The following is a 16,913-nucleotide window of genomic DNA, read 5'->3' on the forward strand; positions in this document are numbered from 1 at the left end:
GTGACGGAGGATCGATGCTGATTGTCGTCAACAGGGAAGATGGGCTGGGCGGCCGACTGCTGGCGATGGCCAATGCGAAAGCCCTTGCCGACAGGCTCGGCTACCGCTTCGGTTTCATCTGGAGCAGCCGGGATATCATCGATCAGGAATCGCATACGGTCGACGTGGTCGGGAAGATCTTCTCCGCGGATTTCATCGACAAGCACTGGCTGGGCGATACGATCAAGGTTGCCGACTTCGGTGTCCTTGGCGGCACGGCCTTCGCACAGTCGGACCTTGAAGCGGCGGCAAGAGGGGGAAAGCTGCGCGGCTGGATCTGCGACGACTTCGACGTTCTCGATTTCTTCCGTGACCAGGGTGTTCAACCGGATCGGTCCGAAGCGCTGCGGGCCTTCGGGTTCGCGCCGGCCGTGCGGCAGGCTCTGGATGCCGCCGGCAAATGCCGCTTTCCCGGCCCGATGGCCGCCTTGCATCTTCGCAGTGGCGACATTGTCTACGGCCACCATCGCAGAAGGCTGGTTTTCGCCGACAAGGTCATCCCTTCGACCCTGGCCAAGGCTGTTGTGTCGGAGCTCTCGTCGAAGGGCCTGACGACGCTCCTTGTCGGCCAGGATCGCGCGACGCTCGATTATGTCAGCGCGCAAACCGGGGCAATGCGGACCGACGATTTCGGTGCCGCGGACTTCAAGGGAGAGGAGGCGCTCAGCGCATTCTTCGAGATGGCGCTGATGGCAAGGTGCCAGCAGATCCATGCCGGCAACAGCATCTACGCGGCGGTAGCGTCCGTCATGGGCGAGGTCCCGTGCCTGGACATCAGCGCGCTGTTCAGCAAGCCGCGCGCGTCGGAAATCATCATGCAGGAATTGCAGGCGCATCAAGCCGACTATCATCCCCTTGAAGCCGCCTTTGGCTACCAATGGTCGTTCCTGTCGCTGGAAGACAAGATCGACCCGGCGCGGGCAAGGGAGTTGCTGGAAAAGGCCCAGGCGCTCGATCCGGAAAACGACGCCTATGACCTGAAGCTGGCGGCGGCGCATTTCCGCGAAGGCAACTATCCGGCCGGCGAGGCCATGCTGAAATCGCTGATGATCAGCCAATCCCGGCTGCGCTCCAAAATTCCGTTGCCGATGATGGATATCCTGACCGACCGGATTGGCGGCTTCCTGACGATGGCCAGGGATTTCGAGGTCTTCCTCGCGGCGGCAAGGGCCGGCTATCCCTACGCCATGGCGTGCTCGGCCTATGTCCTGCTCGAAGTGCTGGACGACAGGAAGTCGGCGGTGGAGATGGCGGCAAGGCTGGTGAAGATCGAGCCTGGAAATGCGATCTTCAGGAGAATCAGGCGGCGGGTCGAGCTTGGCAAGAAGCCGAAATCCGGTCGGCTGGCGAAGGCACGGTGGCGGCTCGGCCGGCTGAAGACGTTGTGGATCTGACGCCTCACGGTGCGATTGCCGAGCGCCGCATCGGAGACCCGATCTATGACAGGCGATACAGGTACCATCTGCTGGCCCACTGGCGTGATCAGGTGTCCGGGATCAAGCCCGCCAAGCTCATTGCAATGTAACCCCCGTCAGGGGCCATCAGCCTTCGCTGACGCCATATCCGGCAGCAATCTTTGTGCGTCAGGCTCGAGGTAGTTCAGTGACAGATCTATCGAATTCCAATGCACGGAGTCGGAGAACAACCCGAAGATGTCACCGCTGGTGAATTGCGGGGAGCGGGACGTTGCGGCGAAGAGCGACTCGTCGTATTCGGACGCGATGTCGGCGGGACTATAGCCCATCAGCTCCAGCACGGTGGGGACGATCTGGAAATGGCTCGCCTTGTCGCGATTGGCCGCGGCGCCGACTGCGAAACGCGCCCTCAGCGCCGGATCGGCGGCATAGGCCATCAATGGAACAAGACCCACACGCGGATCGGGATCATAGATGGTGCAGTGGGTCGATTTGCCGACGTTCAGCGCCTGTCCGTGGTCGGACGTATAGATCATCGCGGTATTCGAAAGATCGGCGCTCTCGAACAGCTTTTTCATGAAGAGGTCGACCGACCAGCGGACCGCATTGCGGTACGACGCCAAGCGTGTCATGGCCGTGTCCTTGCCGGCCGACGCGACTGTCGGTCCGTAGACGGCTTCCGATGCAGGATAGGACCAGTCATAGGGAAAATGAGCGCCGTTCTTATTGGCGTAAATGAAGACTGGCTGGCTGCCGGCCAGCTCGCCGCGCAGGATGTCGATCAACCGGAAATCGGCGCGGTCCATTCGTACGTCGTCCATGAAATAGGTCTTGTCGATGTCGCGCTTTTCTCGCACCGTCATGAAATTCGTGCTCCCCAGGAGGACGGCTGCCTTGGCGGTCGACTGCGCGTCGATATATACCGTCCGGTATCCGGCCTTCTTCGCGTACTGCCAGATCGTTGGGTTGGTGTTGACGGAATGGGCGAGATCGCGGCGCGACGCCGTGAGGCGCAGTATGGCGTTCGAATAAACACTGCAGTCGCCGCCGGACACGGCGGGACCGAAATCGACAAATCTGTCGGCGAGGGCGGCGATGTTCGGTGTGTACGAATTGCCAGGCGAGAGATCGACGAAATCGGCGCGAACGCTTTCGTCGATCATCATGACGATGTTGCGAGGCCTGGCCTGCGCCGTGGCGTTCCATGTGACGGCGCGTCGCTCCGGGGCGCCTTGTGTCACGATCCGCTCCGCGGCCATCGCGGACAGAGCCAGCGGAGCAAACTGCTTCGGCAGGCCGGAGGAGCCGCCTCCGTCCTTGGCATAGACCACGGCCGCGATAATCAGGATCGGCAGCAACGGGAGCCACGCCATGCGCCTTACCCATATCGAGAGCCGGGCGCCTGTCACTGCCGGTGGAATCGAAATCGACGTCACGCCAAAGGCCATGATCGCCACGGCGGGCCAGATCAGCCGATCGTAGAAACCAGCGGCCTCGCCGATGGAATTGCGGCTTGCCCAGAGGGAAAGGATATCGAAGACCGACAGATCGGCGTGACTTACCTGGAAATAGACCCAGGCTGCCGCGCTCGACAGTGCAAGCGGCACGGCCCATAACAGGCGTGTGACGAGCCGGGGCTGGAATGACGCAAACAACAACGCCACCATGGCCAGTCCCCAGATTGCGAGGAATGGAGCCAGCGTGGTGAAGCGCCCGTTGGCGAACAGATTCCCGACGCGATCCCAGAAATCGAAATTGGTGACCGCCACGAAAATGGCGATCATGGTCAATTTGACACATATGGCTGTAACGCCCCAGCGACTGCGATGATGGGCCGGAGCCTGATCGATGCGTTCACCCGCCCCAGGCATGACGACCCTCCGTATTTTGTATAGTTTTGACGACAGGGCCGCGGTGATCGTTGCGTTGGACGTGCACCGGTCTCGGAGACGATTCCGAACTGCGGACAATCCACTCGGCCGCCCCTGGAAAACGGCCGTTCAGACAGCGTTCCAAGAAGCTGCCGCCCCGCATCGGGGCTTTGTTCGGTGACCGGCGGTCAGCGAAGCGTTCGCTGGTACAGCTTGGTTCGTGCGTCCACCGACGACGGAACCATTGGGCAAACGCTCGCATGCGCTGCAGTTCGTCGAACTCCAGCCGCGATACTCCTCGCCACGTTGAACCGATCCCCTGGCGTAGCATCAGCGTTTCAAGATCGCTGCCATTGCGCTTGATCAGTTGGCGAGGTTGGTCTTCCGGTATGCTCCGTGCTCCACCAGGTAATCATAGTCTGCAGCCACCTGCCATGCGTATGCGGTTGTCCGGCGGCCACGCAATGGCGGGTGGGCCTTTAGCAGCCTAACTAACCTGATGCCTCATGGGCCTTCAGTTCCAGCAATATGTGCTGATCTGAAACCCGTAGCTTCATTCATATGAAGGAGGCCGGTGTGCGATCCCCCGGCTGCTGGTTTTCGCGACAGCCGCCTCTACCTGGACCCCAAGCGAAAAGAGTGGGTCGGGTCGGCAGCCAATGCGGCGCGATGCATTGGGGAGGGGCGTTGCGGAAACGAACAAGCGTCAGCCGCCGGTGCGGCCGGGAGGGCGAACCAGCGCACACTTGCGCCGATGGAAGATGCTCGACGACATCGCGCGTGACGAAGCCGCCGGGCAGGCTGATGAACCCGTATCGATCTATCTGAATGTCGTGAGCCAAATGGGGCGCGGCGTGGCGATGAGGTCCGTGGCCACCACCACGTTGATCTTCAGAAGAACGCGGCCGAGGTTTGGACCGGGTTTCTGGGCCAACCGGCACAAGGTCTTAGCCAAGTATTTGAAAGGATGGTGGGCGTGACAGGGATTGAACCTGTGACCCCTGCAATGTCAATGCAGTGCTCTCCCGCTGAGCTACACGCCCATCCGAAGCCGCGCATACACCACTTTTGGTCCGGCGCGTCAATAGCAGGAAAAAGGAAAGAAGGCGTCGTCTCGCCGCAGCGGCGATGCCCTTGTGGAAAGCGGCTCAGGCCGCCTGCAGCATCTTCTCGACCTCATTGACGAGATCGCGCAGGTGGAAGGGCTTCGACAGCACCTTGGCGTCTTTCGGCGCCTTGGAATCCGGGTTCAGCGCAACGGCGGCGAAACCGGTGATGAACATGACCTTGAGGTCGGGATCGATCTCGGTGGCGCGCCGTGCCAGCTCGATGCCGTCCATCTCCGGCATGACGATGTCGGTCAGCAGCAGCGAGAACGGTTCCTCGCGCAGCCGCTCATAGGCGCTGGCGCCGTTGTCGAAATCGCTGACCTGGTAGCCGGCGCGTTCCAGCGCCTTGACGAGGAACCGACGCATATCGTCGTCGTCTTCCGCCAGAAGAATGCGTGCCATGATATCCCGTCCGAATCACCCGCCCGAGACTGCCGCCCGGGCAGCCCGTTAACCATCCTGTATATGAGGAGGTGACGGTAAACATCAAGTGAACGCGGCGAAGCATTATCCGCATTTGGCAAGGCGATGAGGACGGCGAAATGCTGGACATGCGGCCAGCAAGGTGGCACTTTCATGCGATGATGCATTGGTGTTTTCGGGTTCGTGCAAATTGAAGACGGCAGCCGAGGATTTTTCGGTCGTTCAACCCTTCGAAATCCGATCGGGCGCCGAGCAGCGCGTCCCCTTCCTGTTCAACTCACCACATAGCGGCCGCTACTATCCGGAACGCTTCCTTGCCATGGCAAGGCTCGACCGCAACGCCATCCGCCGCTCGGAGGATTGCTACGTCGATGAATTGTTCGGTGGCGCCGTGGCGCTGGGCGCACCGATGCTGGCGGCGAATTTCCCGCGCGCCTATCTCGACGTCAATCGCGAGCCATGGGAACTCGACCCGCGCATGTTCGCCGAGCCGGTGCCATCCTTCTGCAACATCCGCTCGGCGCGGGTGGCGGGCGGGCTTGGCACCGTGCCGAAGCTGGTGGGCGAGGGGCTCGACATCTATTCCGGCCGCTTGCCTCTGGCCGAAGCCGTTGCCCGCATCGAGGCCGTGTACAAACCCTATCACGAAACGCTGAAGCGGCTTTTGACCAGGACCCATGCCCGTTTCGGCTTTGCCGTGCTGATCGACTGCCATTCGATGCCGGCGAGCATCCGCGTCGGCGACAGCGGACTGCGGCCCGATTTCATAATCGGCGACCGTTTCGGCATTTCGGCCACCGCTGCCCTGACCGAGACCGCGATCGGCCTGCTGACCGCCATGGGCTATACCGTCGCCCACAACAAGCCTTATGCAGGCGGCTTCATCACCGAGCACTATGGCCGCCCGGCGCGCCATCTGCATGCGTTGCAGATCGAGGTCAATCGCGGGCTCTACATGAATGAGCGGACGTTTGAGAAGGCCGCCGGCTTCGACGCGCTGGCCGATGACCTGACGCGATTCTCAGCGGATCTGATGGCAATGCCGGACCATCACTTCATCGACCTGCCGCTGGCGGCGGAGTGAAATCGGGTCTTGTCCGTGCATGTCGTTGTCCCGAAACCGCCAGGCGCTCTTGGGTGACATGCCATTGAAACCGCAGTGTAAAAAAAGACCGCATCGTTTGCACGATACGGTCGAAGTCTAGGGAGGAAACGCCCAAGGAGGGCATGGACAGGAAAACCTGTCCGAGGTCGAGGGTATTGTGCAGTGCACAAATGTCAAGCGATCTTCAGGCTTTTTTAATTCAGAGTGATGTGGAAACTGCGTTTCGATGACGTTGATGTGACATTTGGGCAACAGCCGTCGCGACGAATAAATCGATAAACAGGCTTGTTTTGGCGGGAAAGTGTCGGCAGAGCCCGGTTGGGCACTCTGCAATGCGGGAGAATCAGTTGGACGTCAGCATCGATTTCATGCGCCGCATCGCGCAGGCGGCAGCGGCGGAAACCCTGCCGCGCTTTCGCGCCCAGGGTGCGGTGGCCAACAAGGAGCAGGGCAGTTTCGATCCGGTCACGGAAGCCGATCGCGAGACGGAACGCGCCATCAGGGCGCTGATATCGGCGCAGTATCCCGACCATGGCATTCTCGGTGAGGAGCATGGCAGCGAGAACATCTCCAGCCGGCATGTCTGGGTGATCGACCCGATCGACGGCACGCGGGCCTTCATTTCCGGCCTGCCGGTGTGGGGGACCCTTGTCGGGCTGACGGTCGACGGCGACGCGGTTGCCGGCATGATGGCGCAGCCCTTCACCGGCGAACTGTTCTACGCCAACGCCTCCGGCTCGCACTATGAAGGGCCGGGCGGACCGCGCCAACTTTCGACCCGCAAGACGACAAGGCTCGACGAGGCAACGCTGTTCACCACCACGCCGGCGCTGTTCAAGGGCGAGGCGCGCACGCGCTATGACGCGTTCGAGAAACAGGTCCAGCTCGCCCGCTACGGTGCCGATTGCTATGCTTTCGCCATGATCGCCTCGGGAAGCGTCGACATCGTCGCCGACCCCGGCCTGAAGCCCTACGACATCGTGGCGCTGATCCCGATCATCGAGAAGGCGGGTGGTGTCGTCACCACCTTCGACGGCGGACCGGCGGAAAAGGGTGGCGATGTGCTGGCGGCGGCGACGCCGGAGCTTCACGCGGCCGCCATGGCTGCCCTGCGCGGCTGATCGGCCTCAGCGCGATCTGATCGAGCGCTGGAATTCCGCGGGCGTACGGCCATACACCTGCTTGAACGACGCGCTGAAATGGCTGTGGCTGGAAAAGCCGAGGTCCATGCCCAGCGTGGTCAGATTGTCGTAGCGGCCGAGCAGGTCGAGCCCGCGCGCCAGACGCAGGCGCAGATGATAGCGATAGAGCGGCATGGCCTCGACCTGCTGGAACAGCTGGGTCAGATAGACCGGCGAAACGCCGACCTCGGCGGCAATCCCGGCCAGCGTCCAGCGCCGCGACAGATCCGACGACAGCACGAGCTTGGCCCGGTCGACCAGCTTCTGCCGTCCCGGGCTGGCACCCGCGACATGCGAGGTGCGCTCGCCGAGCGAGCGCCGCACCAGTGTCAGGGCAAGCGTCTCGGCTTCCAGTGTTTCGGCGATATTGCGGCTCAGGCTGTGGCGCAGCATTGCCACCAGTGCCTGCGCACGCGGGTCGATGCGCCGGCGCTGGCGCCGAAACGCCAGGCGGTCGGCTGGGCGCAACTGCTCCTTCGGCGCCAGTTCGCGCAGCTGGCCTTCCTCCATGACGAGATCGAGGCAGGCATCGCCGCCCTCGACGGGGTGGCTGACCTGATAGGGCTCGGCTTCATTGAAGAACAGCAGCTGGTTGGCTTCCGCGACAGCGTCATTGCGGCCGACATGGCGCACGAAGACGCCGCGATAAGGAAACACCAAATGCGTGGACGACGTGCATTCCTCATCGCTCCTGTGACGGCATTCGCCGCTGCAGACGACGTCCCGCACCTTGACGATGCCGGTATCGAGAAGCGGCTGAACCGTGAATTGCGACATGGCCGTTGCGCTTTCTTCTCACGCCGAAAAATCATTCCGGCATCGCGATGGGCACTTTACGCGAACGGCCTGCCCATTCCTGTCAGGAGACTTCTCGAAAACGCCTCTCAGTTCCGCAATTGGCGCTTGAACTCCGAATAGACCTGGCCGCGTGACAGGCCGATGTCCTTGAGCTGTTCATCGCTCATTTCGAGCAAGGCAAGGCGGCTTCGGCGTTTCTCCATCTGACGGCCAAGCCATCTGGCCACGGCAACGCATTGGGCGGGCAGGGTCCGCCGGAGGGTTTCGGTGCGGATTACCGGCGCCGGGCCCGGGCCAGCCAGGCGTTGCGCCGCGGCATGATCGGGGCGCATGGCTCAACCCTCGCTCACGCCGGACGCCGAGGCGCCGGCTTCATTCAGCGCCTTGGCGCATTCCTCGCAGCAGACCTCGACGGTCTTGCCGCCGACCTTGACGCGGATCGGGTTGGCGTCCAGCTGGCAATCGCAGACGGCGCAGGTTTTCTCGGTCATGATCTCATCTCCATGGCGTTCAATTCGACGCATGCAGATGAGCATTCCCGGGTGGGTCGGGCTGTCAGAATCTTTAGCACTTTGCGTGCTGCTAGGCAGGCCGAAGCCCCCTTCCTGACAACGCTGTGTCAGCTATGCCTGCCCATGGAGGACAGCGCCATGGTCAGGCCGTCGGGTCGTCGGAGCCGGGAATGAAGGCGTCGAAGGCGGCCAGGAATTGCTCGCGGTAGAGGTCGACTTCCTGCAGGATTTCATGCTTGGAACCGTCGATCATCAGCAGGGAACCGAGCCGCAGGCTTCTGGCATAGGTTTCGACCGCCTTGGTCGAGACGACCTGGTCGGTACCGGCGGCGATGATCAGCAAGGGCACCTGGATCCGGGCCATGAAGTCGGGGTCGCTGATTGCTTCCGACGCCTTCGCCGCTGCCTGCAGCCAGCGGATCGTCGGGCCGCCAAGCGCCAATTGCGGATGCTCTTCATAGATGCGCGTGTTGCGCCGATAGCGCTGAGGGTCAGAGGTCACCTTGTTGGCCTCGAACGGCAGTGTCTGTCTCGGCCGCGGACCCCAGGCGGCGTAGAGCCGGCCGAGCCCCAGTGCACAGAAAAACGAACACACACGGCGGACCGTCCCGATCGAGACCGGCAGGTCGGGCAAGGTCAGGAACGGCGCGATCAGCACCATGCGGCGCACACGGTTCACCATGGACGGCGCGGCAAGCAGCGTGATCACCGCACCCGCCGAGTGGGCCAGGATATAATACGGCCCGCGACAGTCAGGCAGCACGATCTCCTCGAAGAACTGCTCGAGGTCCGCGGTATAATCGCGGAACGACCTGACATAGCCGCGCTGGCGATCGCGGATCAGTCGGTCGGAATCGCCCTGGCCGCGCCAGTCGAGCGTGGCGACACCAAAGCCTCGGGCGGCAAGGTCGCGGATGGTTTCGAAATACTTCTCGATGCACTCGTTGCGGCCGGACAGCAGCACCACCGTGCCGCGCATCGGCCGCGCCACCGCCGCGAACAGGCCATAGCGGATCTTCTTGCGATCGCGCGTGACGAAGAAGCCGCCGGTGGCGTTTTCCGGTCGCGGATTGCCCTCGGTTTCGTGGAAAAGCGGCGTGTCGTGGAGAAGGTCCGTCATTCGGCGCTTTGTGCTCGGCGTCTCACCAGCCTTTCGCGGCTGGCCTCGTCAAGGTGATAGACGTCAATGCGTCAAAAGCAAAGGAATTCCGGGCGAGGGGAGATCGGCAACGGGAAAGCCGGAAGCCGCTTGAGAGCGTACTTCCGGCCCCTGTCGATCCGGGAGGAAGGGACGTTAACACCCGGTTCGGCCTCGTTGCGGCGCCTTTGCGAAAACTAGCGCCGCCAATCCTTGATCTTGAGGTCACTCTAGCGGCACACGTCTGAACGAGCGCCGAAGGTCCGGTTCATCTGCCGTTCATCAAGGGGGCGGGCGGCGTGGTTTTTTGCCATTCGGCGAAACTTGAAATGCATTCGGGCGCTCCCCAAATGTGGAATGCGGTCGCCAATGTCGGGGCCGCTGGTCTTCCCGAAACGCCGCTCAAGGGTTTCGCACCGACCATACGCAAACCATGTTGCTCAACAGGAGAACACCTCATGCGTCACGTTGATTTTTCCCCGCTTTACCGTTCGACCGTCGGCTTCGACCGTCTCTTCACCATGCTGGATTCGCTTGCGCAGCCGGATGGCGCGCAGACCTATCCGCCCTACAACATCGAGCGTACCGGTGAGGATTCCTACCGAATTTCGATGGCTGTCGCCGGCTTCTCGGACGAAGAGATCTCGATTGAAGCCCACCGCAACGTGCTGACCGTCAAGGGTGAGCGCAAGGACGAGGGCACCGGCGAAGGCTCCGAGCTGCTCTATCGCGGCATTGCCTCCAGGGCCTTCGAGCGCCGCTTCCAGCTTGCCGACCACGTTGAAGTCGTCGGCGCCGCGCTGAAGAACGGCCTGCTCTTCGTCGATCTCAAGCGCAACATTCCCGAGGAACTGAAGCCGCGCAAGATCGCGATCACCTCGGCCCCGGCCAAGGCCAAGCAGATCGAGGCCAAGACCGCTGCCTAACGTTTAAGTCTCCTCCCGAGACGGAAGCGGCGCCGAAAGGCGCCGCTTTTTTGTTGTCCGCAAGGTCGCCTATCCGGCGATCAACTGGCCAAAGCGGTCGACTTCCTCGGCTGACGTCGCAAAGCTGGTGACGAAGCGATAGAGCAGTTCGTCCTCGCCGACATGGCCGTCAAATCCATGCGGCTTGTGCCAATCGTAGAAGGCGGCACCGGCGGCCTGCAGCCTGTCGGCTTCGGTTTTCTTGATCACCGCGAACACCTCGTTGGCCTGCGGCAGCCAGGCCAACTTCGCATGGGCCGAATCCTCGATTGCCGCCGCGAGGCGTGCGGCCATGGCGTTGGCGTGGCGCGCGGTATCGAGCCACTGATCGTCCTTGAAGTAGGCTTCGAACTGCGCCGCGACGAAGCGCGACTTGGAAAACAGCTGGGCGGCGCGCTTGCGCAGGAAGGCCAACTCCCTGGCGCGGTCGAGGTCGAACAGCACGATCGCCTCGGCGCACCAGCAGCCGTTCTTGGTGCCGCCGAAGGACAGGATGTCGACACCGCGTTTCCAGGTCATTTCGGCCGGCGTCGTGTCGAGCGCAACCAGCGCATTGGCAAAGCGGGCGCCATCCATGTGCAAGGGCACGGAATGCTGCTTGGCGATGGCCGAAATCGTCTCGATCTCATTCAGACCATAGATGGTGCCAACCTCGGTCGACTGGGTGATCGAAACCGCCATCGGCCGTCCCCAATGGACGATTTCGGGCGCGAAGCGGCCAATGGTTCGCTCCAGATTGTGCGGGTCGATCTTGCCGAGCGCGCCGTCGATGGCATGCAGCCGCGCGCCGCCGGAAAAATATTCCGGCGCACCGCACTCGTCTTCGATGACATGCGATTCGCGGTGGGCGAAGGAAATACCACCAGGCTTGTTGAAAGTGGTCAGCGACAGCGAATTGGCGGCGGTGCCGGTCGCCACGAAGAACACCGCGACCTCGCGTTCGAAAATCTCGCTGAAGCGCTGGTAGACTGCCTGGTCGAGCGCGCTGTCGCCGTAGGCAGCGGCAAAGCCGGCGGACGCGGCCGACAGGCCGGCAACGATATTGGGATGGGCGCCTGCCCAATTGTCGGAAGCGAAGAACATGCATCTGCCTGTGTTGGGGAAATCGGCGCGGAGTTGACCGGTTTAACGCGTCAACCGCAAGAGCCAGATGCTGGAAAACCGTTGAAGCCAGCCGTGGCGGCAGGCGGGAAACGGCGACTGAAGCTTACGTTTTCTCTCAACTTCACGTAATTTTATGTCGCGGAAGCCTCAAGTTTTTTGTGAATCGGTCTTGTGTGCGCCAGGGAATTCTGCCATAAAAATTTAGGACAGTAGTGCTGTCTTATTTTGTCGCACAAAACAGGCTGGATTGGCGTAAAATATTGGCCTCTCCGGCTGTTGCCGCGAGCGACAGGTGGACGGCCAGACGCTGGCCTGTACGATACCAGATGCGAACCATGCGGAAAGCCGCCTGGTTCGGCAAGGATTTCGCAAGACGTGCCGCAAGGATCAGGGTGAGCCAAGCGCTTGCCGAGGCAAATTAGCGACCGAAGAATGGCCAGCGCCTGAAGGGCTGGAATGGAGGACAGGACAATGACGGACATGACGCTCTCTGCGACGAACGGCCAGGCCGCGCAGACGAAAGCGGCTGCCGTCAAAAATACACCTCGAACCGACATTGGCCGAACCGGTTTTGCCTCTCAGGGCCTCTACGATCCGCGCAACGAGCATGACGCCTGCGGCGTCGGCTTCATCGTCAACATGAAGGGCGTGAAGTCGCATCAGATCGTCAAGGACGGCCTTGCCGTGCTCGAAAACCTGACGCACCGCGGCGCCGTCGGCGCCGACCCGCTGGTCGGCGACGGCGCGGGTGTGCTGGTGCAGCTTCCCGACCAGTTCTTCCGCGAGGAAATGGCCGCCAACGGCATCGAACTGCCGCCGGCTGGCCAGTATGGCGTCGGGCACTGGTTCATGCCGCAGGACGCGGCGCTGCGCGCCCATATCGAGGACATCATCGCCGAATCGGCGCAGTCCGAGGGGCTGCCTCTGCTCGGTTTCCGCGACGTGCCCGTCGACAATTCGTCACTGTCGAAGGCGCCCGACATCGTGGCGTCCGAGCCGTTCCACCGCCAGGTGTTCATCGGCCGCACGGCGGACATTCCCGATGATGAGGAATATGAGGCCCGGCTCTATCTGCTGCGCAAGGTTATTTCGGGCCGCATCTATGCCGAGAACGACAACAAGGATATCGGCGCCTATTGCGTGTCGCTGTCGGCGCGCACCATCGTCTACAAGGGCATGTTCCTGGCCTATCAGGTCGGCGCCTATTACAAGGATCTCAAGGACCCTCGGTTCGAGACGGCGCTGATCCTGGTGCACCAGCGTTTCTCGACCAACACCTTCCCGTCGTGGAAGCTGGCGCACCCCTACCGCATGGTCGCGCACAATGGCGAGATCAACACGGTGCGCGGCAACAACAACTGGATGGCTGCGCGCCAGGCGTCCGTCGATTCCGAACTGTTCGGCAACAACATCTCGAAGCTGTGGCCGATCTCCTATGACGGCCAGTCCGACACGGCGTGTTTCGACAATGCGCTCGAGTTCCTGTTCCAGGGCGGCTACAGCCTCAGCCACGCCATGATGATGCTGATCCCGGAAGCCTGGGCCGGCAACAAGCTCATGGATGCCGACCGCAAGGCTTTCTACGAATACCATGCCGCGCTGATGGAGCCGTGGGATGGGCCGGCCGCGGTTGCCTTCACCGATGGCCGCCAGATCGGCGCCACGCTCGACCGCAACGGCCTGCGCCCGGCACGCTACATCGTCACCGATGATGACCGCGTCATCATGGCTTCGGAGGCCGGCGTGCTGCCGGTGCCGGAGGAGAAGATCGTCCAGAAGTGGCGGCTGCAGCCCGGCCGCATGCTCTTGATCGACCTTGCCAAGGGCCGCATCGTGCCTGACGAGGAGATCAAGTCGGAGATCGCCACCAAGCATCCCTACAAGACCTGGCTCGCCAACACGCAGCTCATCCTGGAAGATCTCAAGCCGGTCGAACCGCGCGCGCTGCGCAAGGACGTGAGCCTGCTCGATCGCCAGCAGGCATTCGGCTACACCCAGGAAGACACCAAGCTGTTGATGTCGCCGATGGCGACCACCGGCCAGGAAGCCGTCGGCTCGATGGGCACCGACACGCCGATCTCGGCGATGTCGGACAAGTCGAAGCTGCTCTACACCTATTTCAAGCAGAACTTCGCCCAGGTCACCAATCCGCCCATCGATCCGATCCGCGAGGAGCTGGTGATGAGCCTGGTGTCCTTCATCGGGCCGCGGCCGAACATTTTCGATCTTGTGGGTAGTTCGCGCCGCAAGCGGCTCGAAGTGCGCCAGCCGATCCTGACCAATGGCGATCTCGAAAAGATCCGCTCCATCGGCCACACCGAGGACCGTTTCGACACCAAGACGATCGACATCACCTATGGTTCGAACGAAGGCTCCGCCGGCATGCAGGGCGCCATCGACCGGCTCTGCGAACGCGCGGAGGCGGCGGTTGCCGGCGGCTACAACATCATCATCCTGTCCGACCGCCAGGTCGGGCCGGATCGGATCGCGATTCCCGCCCTGCTGGCGACGGCCGCTGTGCATCATCACTTGATCCGCAAGGGGCTGCGCACCTCCGTCGGCCTGGTCGTGGAATCCGGCGAGCCGCGCGAAGTGCATCATTTCTGCTGTCTCGCCGGCTACGGCGCCGAAGCGATCAACCCTTACCTTGCCTTCGACACGCTGCTCGACATGCACAAGCGCGGCGAGCTGCCGGAAGAGGTAGATGCCTACGAGGTCGTGTCGCGCTACATCAAGTCGATCGGCAAGGGCATCCTCAAGGTGATGTCCAAGATGGGCATCTCGACCTACCAGTCCTATTGCGGCGCGCAGATCTTCGACGCCATCGGGCTCAAGACCGATTTCGTGCAGCAGTATTTCACCGGCACCGCGACGCTGATCGAAGGCGTCGGGCTGGATGAGGTCGCGGGCGAGACGGTCAGCCGCCATACCGATGGTTTCGGCAGCGATCCGGTGTTGCGCAGCAGCCTGGATGTCGGTGGCGAGTACCTCTTCCGCATGCGCGGCGAGGCGCATATGTGGTCGCCCGACGCGGTCGCCACCTTGCAGCACGCCGTGCGCCAGGGCTCGTGGGAGACGTTCAAGGACTATTCCGCGCAGATCGACAGCGAGACGGCCCGCGCGCAGACCATCCGTGGCCTGTTCAAGATCAGGCTGGCGGACGAGACCGGGCGCAAGAAGGTCGCGCTCGACGACGTCATGCCGGCGGCCGACATCGTCAAGCGCTTCTCGACCGGGGCGATGTCGTTCGGTTCGATCTCGCGTGAGGCGCACACCACGCTGGCGCGCGCCATGAACCAGATCGGTGGCAAGTCGAACACCGGCGAGGGCGGCGAAGAGGCCGATCGCTATCTGCCGCTGCCTGGCGGCGGCAAGAACCCGGAACGCTCGGCGATCAAGCAGGTCGCCTCGGGCCGCTTCGGCGTGACGGCAGAATACCTCGTCAATTCCGATGTCATGCAGATCAAGGTCGCGCAGGGCGCCAAGCCTGGCGAGGGCGGCCAGTTGCCCGGCCACAAGGTCGACGCGACCATTGCCAAGGTCCGGCACTCGACGCCGGGCGTCGGCCTGATCTCGCCGCCGCCGCATCACGACATCTATTCGATCGAGGATCTGGCGCAGCTGATCTACGATCTGAAGAACGTCAATCCGGCGGCCGATGTATCGGTCAAGCTGGTCTCGGAAGTCGGTGTCGGCACGGTCGCGGCGGGTGTCGCCAAGGCGCGCGCCGACCACATCACCATCTCGGGCTATGATGGCGGCACGGGTGCCTCGCCGCTGACCTCGCTCAAGCATGCCGGCTCCCCGTGGGAAATGGGCCTGGCCGAAACGCACCAGACGCTGGTGCTCAACGGTCTGCGCAGCAGAGTCGCGCTGCAGGTCGATGGCGGCTTGCGCACCGGGCGCGACGTCATCATCGGCGCGCTGCTCGGCGCCGACGAGTTCGGCTTCTCGACCGCACCGCTGATCGCGGCCGGCTGCATCATGATGCGCAAGTGCCACCTCAACACCTGTCCGGTTGGCGTCGCCACCCAGGACCCGGTGCTGCGCAAGCGCTTCAAGGGCACGCCCGAACATGTCATCAACTTCTTCTTCTACGTGGCGGAAGAGGTGAGGGCGCTGCTGGCCGAAATGGGCTTCACCCATATCGACCAGATCATCGGCGACGCCGACCTTCTGGAGAAGCGCGACGTGATCCAGCACTGGAAGGCGCAGGGCCTCGACTTCTCCAAGATGTTCTACAAGCCCGATGTGCCGCATGAAGCGGCGCACTGGACCGAACGCCAGAAGCATCCGATCGACGACGTGCTCGACCGCAAGCTGATCGAACTGGCCAGGCCCGCGCTGGAGGCCAAGCAGCCGGTCAAGATCGAGGTCGACATCCGCAATGTCGACCGTTCGACGGGCGCCATGCTGTCGGGCGAAGTCGCCAAGCGCTTCAAGCACAAGGGCCTGCGCGAGGACACCATCCAGGTCAAGCTGACCGGCACCGCCGGCCAGTCCTTCGGCGCCTTCCTGGCGCGCGGCGTCTCGTTCGAACTCGTCGGCGCCGGCAACGACTATGTCGGCAAGGGCCTGTCGGGCGGACGCCTTGTCATCCGGCCACCGGAAGAGGCCAGGATCGTCGCTGCCGACTCCATCATCGTGGGCAATACGGTGCTCTATGGCGCTACCGAGGGCGAAGCCTATTTCGCCGGTGTCGCCGGCGAGCGTTTCGCGGTGCGCAATTCGGGCGTCGCTGCCGTCGTCGAAGGCGTCGGCGACCATGGCTGCGAATACATGACCGGCGGTGTCGTCGTCGTCATCGGCAAGACCGGCCGCAACTTCGCCGCCGGCATGTCGGGCGGTGTCGCCTATGTGCTGGACGAGGCGGGTGATTTCGCCGAGCGCTGCAACATGGCGATGGTCGAGCTTGAGCCAGTGCCGGAAGAAGACGATTTGATGGAAAAGCTGCTGCACCATGGCGGCGACCTCGACCACAAGGGCCGTGTCGACGTCACGGGCGACATGACCAGCCATGACGAGGAGCGGCTCTACCAGCTGATCTCGAACCACGTGCACTACACGGGTTCGGTGCGCGGCCGCGAGATCCTCGACGACTGGACGACGTTCCGGCCGAAATTCCGCAAGATCATGCCGGTCGAATATCGCCGCGCGCTGATCGAGATGGAGCGCATGCGCATGGGCGTCGCGGCCGAATAGACCTATGAGAACTGCCGGGGAGCCCAGGCTTCCCGGCCCACCTTCATCGAC

At 62.7% G+C, this 16,913-nt stretch carries 13 protein-coding genes and 1 tRNA gene; 6 read left to right on the top strand and 8 right to left on the bottom strand.

Annotation, left to right across the window (positions count from 1 at the left end; all coding sequences use genetic code 11):
* Window positions 1–14 precede the first annotated feature (14 nt).
* Window positions 15–1,433, top strand: a complete 1,419-nt coding sequence (locus tag MesoLj_RS10790) for a tetratricopeptide repeat protein (RefSeq protein WP_244735341.1) — start codon at window positions 15–17, stop codon at window positions 1,431–1,433.
* A gap of 137 nt (window positions 1,434–1,570) precedes the next feature.
* Here MesoLj_RS10790 and MesoLj_RS10795 read toward each other — a convergent pair whose 3' ends face one another.
* Window positions 1,571–3,238: a sulfatase-like hydrolase/transferase gene (locus tag MesoLj_RS10795; protein WP_202325975.1), complete on the bottom strand. Its 1,668-nt coding sequence runs from the start codon at window positions 3,236–3,238 to the stop codon at window positions 1,571–1,573.
* Between the two features lie 848 nt (window positions 3,239–4,086).
* On the opposite strand from MesoLj_RS10795, the gene MesoLj_RS10800 reads away from it, so the two are divergent.
* Entirely contained in the window at window positions 4,087–4,305 is a 219-nt protein-coding gene (locus MesoLj_RS10800) for a hypothetical protein (protein WP_202325976.1), read from the top strand.
* On the opposite strand, the gene MesoLj_RS10805 is transcribed toward MesoLj_RS10800, so the two are convergent.
* Both MesoLj_RS10805 and cpdR read right to left on the bottom strand, forming a co-directional pair.
* Window positions 4,294–4,368, bottom strand: a tRNA-Val gene (locus tag MesoLj_RS10805). The two genes, MesoLj_RS10800 and MesoLj_RS10805, sit on opposite strands and share 12 nt — an antisense overlap.
* Window positions 4,369–4,473: 105 nt before the next feature.
* Entirely contained in the window at window positions 4,474–4,836 is a 363-nt protein-coding gene (gene cpdR, locus MesoLj_RS10810; protein ID WP_006199474.1) for a cell cycle two-component system response regulator CpdR, read from the bottom strand.
* A 163-nt stretch (window positions 4,837–4,999) separates the two neighbouring features.
* Here cpdR and MesoLj_RS10815 point away from each other — a divergent pair, with 163 nt between their 5' ends.
* Window positions 5,000–5,941, top strand: a complete 942-nt coding sequence (locus tag MesoLj_RS10815; protein ID WP_140771865.1) for an N-formylglutamate amidohydrolase — start codon at window positions 5,000–5,002, stop codon at window positions 5,939–5,941.
* 368 nt (window positions 5,942–6,309) lie between these two features.
* The gene (gene hisN / locus MesoLj_RS10820) at window positions 6,310–7,083 is read left to right on the top strand and encodes a histidinol-phosphatase (protein WP_202325977.1); all 774 of its coding nucleotides are present in this window, start codon (window positions 6,310–6,312) and stop codon (window positions 7,081–7,083) included.
* 6 nt (window positions 7,084–7,089) lie between these two features.
* Here hisN and MesoLj_RS10825 read toward each other — a convergent pair whose 3' ends face one another.
* The 4 genes from MesoLj_RS10825 to MesoLj_RS10840 all read right to left on the bottom strand — a co-directional run bounded on the left by MesoLj_RS10825 (window position 7,090) and on the right by MesoLj_RS10840 (window position 9,573).
* The gene (locus MesoLj_RS10825; RefSeq protein WP_202325978.1) at window positions 7,090–7,920 is read right to left on the bottom strand and encodes a helix-turn-helix transcriptional regulator; all 831 of its coding nucleotides are present in this window, start codon (window positions 7,918–7,920) and stop codon (window positions 7,090–7,092) included.
* A 107-nt stretch (window positions 7,921–8,027) separates the two neighbouring features.
* On the bottom strand, window positions 8,028–8,273 hold the full coding sequence (locus MesoLj_RS10830; protein ID WP_202325979.1) for a DUF1127 domain-containing protein: 246 nt from the start codon (window positions 8,271–8,273) through the stop codon (window positions 8,028–8,030).
* Between the two features lie 3 nt (window positions 8,274–8,276).
* Window positions 8,277–8,432 (bottom strand): hypothetical protein, encoded by a 156-nt coding sequence (locus tag MesoLj_RS10835; protein ID WP_202325980.1) that lies wholly within the window; start codon window positions 8,430–8,432, stop codon window positions 8,277–8,279.
* A 163-nt stretch (window positions 8,433–8,595) separates the two neighbouring features.
* Window positions 8,596–9,573: an alpha/beta fold hydrolase gene (locus tag MesoLj_RS10840; RefSeq protein ID WP_140771856.1), complete on the bottom strand. Its 978-nt coding sequence runs from the start codon at window positions 9,571–9,573 to the stop codon at window positions 8,596–8,598.
* A gap of 476 nt (window positions 9,574–10,049) precedes the next feature.
* Here MesoLj_RS10840 and MesoLj_RS10845 point away from each other — a divergent pair, with 476 nt between their 5' ends.
* Window positions 10,050–10,517: an Hsp20 family protein gene (locus MesoLj_RS10845; protein WP_013893124.1), complete on the top strand. Its 468-nt coding sequence runs from the start codon at window positions 10,050–10,052 to the stop codon at window positions 10,515–10,517.
* Between the two features lie 69 nt (window positions 10,518–10,586).
* Here the strand turns inward: MesoLj_RS10845 and MesoLj_RS10850 are convergent, their stop codons facing one another.
* Window positions 10,587–11,639: a threonine aldolase family protein gene (locus MesoLj_RS10850; RefSeq protein ID WP_202325981.1), complete on the bottom strand. Its 1,053-nt coding sequence runs from the start codon at window positions 11,637–11,639 to the stop codon at window positions 10,587–10,589.
* Between the two features lie 492 nt (window positions 11,640–12,131).
* On the opposite strand from MesoLj_RS10850, the gene gltB reads away from it, so the two are divergent.
* Entirely contained in the window at window positions 12,132–16,862 is a 4,731-nt protein-coding gene (gene gltB / locus MesoLj_RS10855; RefSeq protein ID WP_202325982.1) for a glutamate synthase large subunit, read from the top strand.
* Window positions 16,863–16,913: the final 51 nt, after the last annotated feature.

It is taken from the genome of Mesorhizobium sp. 113-3-9 (assembly GCF_016756515.1).
GTDB lineage: Bacteria > Pseudomonadota > Alphaproteobacteria > Rhizobiales > Rhizobiaceae > Mesorhizobium.

What these genes read in the sequence shown, in the direction of transcription:
- MesoLj_RS10790 (WP_244735341.1), top strand. Translation starts at nt 15, where the DNA reads ATGCTGATTGTCGTCAACAGGGAAGATGGGCTGGGCGGCCGACTGCTG.
- MesoLj_RS10795 (WP_202325975.1), bottom strand. Translation starts at nt 3,238, where the DNA reads ATGATCGCCATTTTCGTGGCGGTCACCAATTTCGATTTCTGGGATCGC.
- MesoLj_RS10800 (WP_202325976.1), top strand. Translation starts at nt 4,087, where the DNA reads ATGCTCGACGACATCGCGCGTGACGAAGCCGCCGGGCAGGCTGATGAA.
- cpdR (WP_006199474.1), bottom strand. Translation starts at nt 4,836, where the DNA reads ATGGCACGCATTCTTCTGGCGGAAGACGACGACGATATGCGTCGGTTC.
- MesoLj_RS10825 (WP_202325978.1), bottom strand. Translation starts at nt 7,920, where the DNA reads ATGTCGCAATTCACGGTTCAGCCGCTTCTCGATACCGGCATCGTCAAG.
- MesoLj_RS10830 (WP_202325979.1), bottom strand. Translation starts at nt 8,273, where the DNA reads ATGCGCCCCGATCATGCCGCGGCGCAACGCCTGGCTGGCCCGGGCCCG.
- MesoLj_RS10835 (WP_202325980.1), bottom strand. Translation starts at nt 8,432, where the DNA reads ATGACCGAGAAAACCTGCGCCGTCTGCGATTGCCAGCTGGACGCCAAC.
- MesoLj_RS10840 (WP_140771856.1), bottom strand. Translation starts at nt 9,573, where the DNA reads ATGACGGACCTTCTCCACGACACGCCGCTTTTCCACGAAACCGAGGGC.
- MesoLj_RS10845 (WP_013893124.1), top strand. Translation starts at nt 10,050, where the DNA reads ATGCGTCACGTTGATTTTTCCCCGCTTTACCGTTCGACCGTCGGCTTC.
- MesoLj_RS10850 (WP_202325981.1), bottom strand. Translation starts at nt 11,639, where the DNA reads ATGTTCTTCGCTTCCGACAATTGGGCAGGCGCCCATCCCAATATCGTT.
- gltB (WP_202325982.1), top strand. Translation starts at nt 12,132, where the DNA reads ATGACGGACATGACGCTCTCTGCGACGAACGGCCAGGCCGCGCAGACG.